The sequence below is a fragment of the Kitasatospora sp. NPDC091257 genome (assembly GCF_044757675.1).
Lineage (GTDB): Bacteria > Actinomycetota > Actinomycetes > Streptomycetales > Streptomycetaceae > Kitasatospora > Kitasatospora lactacystinica.
In genome coordinates, this window is record NZ_JBIVVI010000747.1 from 1 (window position 1) to 4,573 (window position 4,573).

At 72.9% G+C, this 4,573-nt stretch carries 5 protein-coding genes; 1 reads left to right on the forward strand and 4 read right to left on the reverse strand.

Features of this window, described 5'->3' with window-relative positions; genetic code table 11:
- Positions 1-166: 166 nt before the first annotated feature.
- The 4 genes from ACIQOV_RS28705 to ACIQOV_RS28720 form a co-directional block, all read right to left on the reverse strand.
- The gene (locus ACIQOV_RS28705; RefSeq protein ID WP_401053389.1) at positions 167-1,567 is read right to left on the reverse strand and encodes a hypothetical protein; all 1,401 of its coding nucleotides are present in this window, start codon (positions 1,565-1,567) and stop codon (positions 167-169) included.
- Positions 1,568-1,573: 6 nt separating this feature from the next.
- Positions 1,574-2,356 carry a hypothetical protein gene (locus ACIQOV_RS28710; protein ID WP_401053391.1) on the reverse strand — a complete coding sequence of 261 codons (783 nt, stop codon included), beginning with the start codon at positions 2,354-2,356 and terminating at the stop codon, positions 1,574-1,576.
- 18 nt (positions 2,357-2,374) lie between these two features.
- A complete protein-coding gene (locus tag ACIQOV_RS28715) occupies positions 2,375-2,638 on the reverse strand; it encodes an ABC transporter permease (RefSeq protein WP_359909251.1) in 264 nt (87 codons plus the stop codon).
- Positions 2,639-2,974: 336 nt separating this feature from the next.
- Positions 2,975-3,601 (reverse strand): TetR/AcrR family transcriptional regulator, encoded by a 627-nt coding sequence (locus ACIQOV_RS28720; protein ID WP_401053394.1) that lies wholly within the window; start codon positions 3,599-3,601, stop codon positions 2,975-2,977.
- Between the two features lie 212 nt (positions 3,602-3,813).
- Here ACIQOV_RS28720 and ACIQOV_RS28725 point away from each other — a divergent pair, with 212 nt between their 5' ends.
- A complete protein-coding gene (locus ACIQOV_RS28725; protein ID WP_401053396.1) occupies positions 3,814-4,572 on the forward strand; it encodes an SDR family oxidoreductase in 759 nt (252 codons plus the stop codon).
- Position 4,573: the final 1 nt, after the last annotated feature.

Consider the following 4,573-nt stretch of genomic DNA (forward strand, 5'->3'; position numbering starts at 1 on the left):
TTTTTAATTACCCGGCCCCCACCTATATCAACACCACTACCCCCCCTCTCCCCCTCCCCCCCGCTCTCCCTATCCCCCCGAACCACCGTGCCCGACAGCGGGGCGCCCGCCACGACCCTTCGTGGCGGGCGCCCCGGGCGCGCGCTCGGGCGGCCCGGTGGAACGCTCAGGCGGCCCGGTGGAAGAAGAACGGGTCGATGGACGGCGGCACCCGGGTCACGCCGTCGGTGCTGAGCAGTTGGTGGACGGTGAAGTTGGCGTTGCGCTGGTACGTCACGCCCACCGGGAAGTTGGCCCGGTCCGGCGTGTTGTTGCCGGCGAAGACGCCGTAGAAGTCCTTCCCGACCGCGAGCATCCGGATGTAGTCACCGAGGAAGGGCAGTCCCGCGGCACGGGGCACGTTCGCGGGTGCCTGGTGCAGGACGTCGGACTCCGGCGCGGTGGTCCAGTTGTCGGCGGTGACCTCCAGGACCGTCGTCCACTGATTGCCGGCGAACCGCTGGTAGACCAAGCCCACCAGACCGTCCTCGTTGACGGCCAGCGACGGGTTCTTGGTGTCGGTGACGTCGTCGCGCACCTTCCGCCAGGTCTGGCCGCGGTCCTGCGAGTGCCGGACGTGCAGGGTGTTGTCGACACCGCCCGGGCCGCCCACACGGTCGCACCAGGCGATCCAGACGCGGTCGGCGTCGGTCGGGTCCACCGCGATCGTGAGGTCGCCGCCGAGCCGTTCCTGCCCCATGGTCGAGTTGAACGCGACGAAGCGGTCGGTCGCTACCCGCTGCCCGGGGACGCTGTCGGTGGCGTCCTTGAGGTCCTGGAACGGGTGGGCGCCGACGCCCCCGTCGTCGTCCCGGCTCACCACGACGTCGAAGGTGACGTTGGTGATCGGGTCGCCCTGGTCATTGGTCCGCCAGCTCTCGAACGCCGCGTAGACGGTGCCGTCGGGGTGCACGGCGAGGCGCACCGGCGGCCCGTCCTGACTCGCCGGATCACGCTGCTCGATCACCGTGGGCACGAATCCGGCCGGTGCGGGCGCCGTCCGCGCGTCGCCCGAGACGTCCACGACGGCGGTCCGCGGGCCCGGACCGTTGTTGCCGACGTAGACCCGGTCCCGGTCGGCGCCGCCGGCCGTCACGGTGTCGGCGATGACCCACGGCTGGTCCTCCTGGTCCCGGCTCACCAGGATTTCCATGGGCGCGGTCGAGGCGATGCCCGGCGTTCGAAGGATCTGCATCCTGGTGATCGGCCTGGGCCGGTGCAGTGCGGCCAGGCCGTTCAGTATGCCCGCGTACAGGGCACCGCCCCGGGCCGCGAAGGCCACCGTGATGTCGGCGGTACCGAGATCCGGCGCGGCGCCGGGGACGATGGTGTGCAGCACCCAGCTGTCGCCGCCGTCCGTGGACACGTAGACCGGGGCGAGCGGACCGCCCATCGGGTCGGGGGTGAAGGCGGTCGCGACCATCTCGGTGGGCGTCTCGGGGTTGACCGCGAGAAACGGCTCGGAGTCCTGGGTCGCGGTGCCGCTCAGCGCCTTCGGGGTGATGTTGACGACCTTGAGGGTGGGCATGTCGGCTCACCTCCGTTCGCGCAGCACGGCGAGCGTGTGCACGGGCTGGTAGTCCTCGGGGTGGATCAGTTCGTACGGGGCGAGCTCGCGCTGGTCGTCCTGGGTGGCGTGCAGGAGCCACAGCCCCTCCTGGCCGGCCTTGGGCTTGGGCACCCGGTAGTAGTGGGCGTCGCGGCTGTTGGGGTACAGCACGGCGAGGGTCGCGTCGTTCACCCGGCCGCTCTCGACCTGGGTGACGGCGATCGCCGCCCGCCACCAGTCCGGCGAGTGCTCGGACCGGCGGTCGGCGCGGTCGGCACCGCCGGCCCGTTCCAGGCCGATCACCGTGCCGACGACCACGGCGTCCGCCTCCGCGGCGTGCGCGGCCAGATCCTGGTGGCGGATCTCCCGCTGCACCGAGCTGAACGGCTGTTCGTCGGCCGTGGTGGCGGCGAGCGACACGTGGTGCTGGACGGCCTCGGCGGGCAGCCGGCCCACCTCGGTGACGCCCAGGCCCTCCCCGTACACCATGCCCTGGGTGAAGAACGCGGCCTGCTCGCCGACGCCCATCGGACCCGCGTCGGGCGACAGTTGGACGGTGACCTCATTCCCCGCGAGCTGCCGGAACGCTTCCGGCGCGTGCAGCACCTGGTCCACCCTGACCACGGCCGTCCGGTCGTTCCTGGCCTCGGCCGGAACGGCCGCGAGCGAGGTGCCGCCGACCCGGGTGACCGTGCCGACGAAGCTCAGCGGCGCCCGCCGGACGAGTTCGGTGAGCTCCTCGTGCGCGACGGGTGGCATGTCAGTCATGACGGTCCTCCTCTCCGCTCACCGCACCGCGCGGGCCGAGGAAGGGTGCGCCCGACGCCACTCGATCCGCGCGCCGAGCAGGCAGGCGGCGGTGACGGCGGCCGCCAGTGCGACCACGAGCCACTCCGCCGCACCGCTGCCGGCGTCCGGGTCGATGCCGAGGAGCGTCTCGATCCACTGCGGCCACACCAGGGTGAGCAGGAACAGCAGTCCGGACAGTCCGCCGAGGGCCGTCTCCAGCCAGAAGCGGGGCCGGACCGGATTCGTTTGCCGGAAGGGCATCAGTGCGCCTCCCCTTCTCCAACCGCCCGGGCCGCGCCGCGACGCGGCGCGCGCCGTTCCCGTGCCGCCGCGCGTGGCGGCGGCACGACCCGGCCGGGCCGGCCCGGGTCGGGGGTCTGCTCCCTTCGGCACCGCCGGTCGGGGGCGGGATCGCCGCGGGAGGTGATCTGCTTCGATCCGCAGCGTCGGAGCTGCGGTGGGAGTGCGGCCGGGAGGGGATCGCGGGTCGTCCGCATCCCGTCCGTGCGCTGTACGCCTACGAGGCACACGTACTTCGTATACGAGTCTGCTCGCACTCCGTGAGCAGGTCAAGGGCGGACCGGGCCGCCTCCCGCGTCAGACCCGGGCGCCGAGCATCCGCAGCACCAACTCGCCGTAGCGGCGCCCGAGTTCCTCCGGCGTCTCGGTCGAGTTGTCGGTGTACCAGCGGGAGACGTCGATGCCCAGCGAGGTGACCGCGCGAGCCGCCGTGCGCACCTCCGCCACCTGGAAGTCCCCCGCCGCCACACCGGCCCCGATCAGCGTGCTGACCTCGCGCTCGATGTCCAGGCGCAGCGCCGCGACCACCGCGTAGGCGTCCTCGGGCAGCGCGTGCAGCTCGTAGTTGACCACCCGGCCGACCGTCCGGGCCCGGGCGTGCCAGGCAGTGAACTGCTCGACCAGCCGCCGCATCCGTTCGGCCGGGCCGCCCTCGCCGGCCGCCGCGTTCCGGACCAGGGTCAGCGTGGCGGCGTGCCCGGCCCGGCTGATCTCGGCCAGCAGCGCGGCCTTCGACTGGTAGTGGATGTACAGCGCCGCCGGGCTCATCCCCGCCGCGGTGGCGATGTCCCGGGTCGTGGTGGCGTGGAAGCCGCGCTCCGCGAACGACTCGACGGCGGCCTGGAGCAGCCGGTACGCCGCTTCGGGGCGGGCGTCGGCGCCGGGCAGGGTCGGCCAGAGGTCGGCGAGCGGGGTGCTGGTCATGGCGTCATCCTCCCAGAGAACTCGTACACGCTTTCCCTCCGACCGCCCGCCCGGCCCGACCGTCGGCCATCATCCGGCCCGACCGTCGGCCACCGCTCGGGCCGGGGGTGGGTGGCCGGCGGAGTGTTGACAGGCTCCCGCACCGACAGCATGCTGAGCAAGCGCTTAGTCAGCTGCTGGCAGAGATCCTCGCACGAAAGGCAGGACGCTCCGTGGTGCACTCCTTCAAGGGCCGGGTGGCCGTCGTCACCGGGTCGAGCCGGGGCATCGGCCTCGGCATCGCCCGCGAGCTGGTCGACCGCGGGGCCAAGGTCTGCCTCACCGCCCGCAACCCGGAACCGCTCGCCGAGGCCGTCCGCGACCTGGGCGGCCCGGACAACGCGATCGCCGTCGCGGGCAAGGCCGACGACCCGGCGCACCAGGAGGAGGCCGTCACCCGCACCCTGGAGGCCTTCGGGCGGCTCGACCACCTGGTCAACAACACCGGCATCAACCCGGTGTACGGGCCGGTCCTGGACACCGACGAGGCCGCCGCCGCCAAGATCCTCGCCGTCAACGTGCTCGCCCCGCTGGCCTGGACCCGCCGCGCGCACGCCGCCTGGATGGGCGAGCACGGCGGCTCCGTCGTCAGCGTCGCCTCCATCGCCGGCATCCGCTCCTCGCTCGGGATCGGCATGTACGGCGTCAGCAAGGCCGCGCTGATCCGGCTCACCACCGAACTCGCCGCCGAACTGGGCCCGCAGGGCATCCGGGTCAACGCCGTCGCCCCCGCCGTGGTCAAGACCAAATTCGCCGAGGCGCTGTACGAGGGCCGCGAGGAGAAGGTCGCCAGGGCCTACCCGCTCGGCCGCCTCGGCGTCCCCGAGGACATCGCCGGCGCCGTCGCCTTCCTGCTCTCCCCGGACGCCGGCTGGATCACCGGCCAGACCCTGGTCGTGGACGGCGGGGTCACCCTCGGCGGTGGAATGTGAC

Coding starts and splice junctions, on each gene's coding strand:
- ACIQOV_RS28705 (WP_401053389.1), bottom strand. CDS start 1,567: ATGCCCACCCTCAAGGTCGTCAACATCACCCCGAAGGCGCTGAGCGGC.
- ACIQOV_RS28710 (WP_401053391.1), bottom strand. CDS start 2,356: ATGACTGACATGCCACCCGTCGCGCACGAGGAGCTCACCGAACTCGTC.
- ACIQOV_RS28715 (WP_359909251.1), bottom strand. CDS start 2,638: ATGCCCTTCCGGCAAACGAATCCGGTCCGGCCCCGCTTCTGGCTGGAG.
- ACIQOV_RS28720 (WP_401053394.1), bottom strand. CDS start 3,601: ATGACCAGCACCCCGCTCGCCGACCTCTGGCCGACCCTGCCCGGCGCC.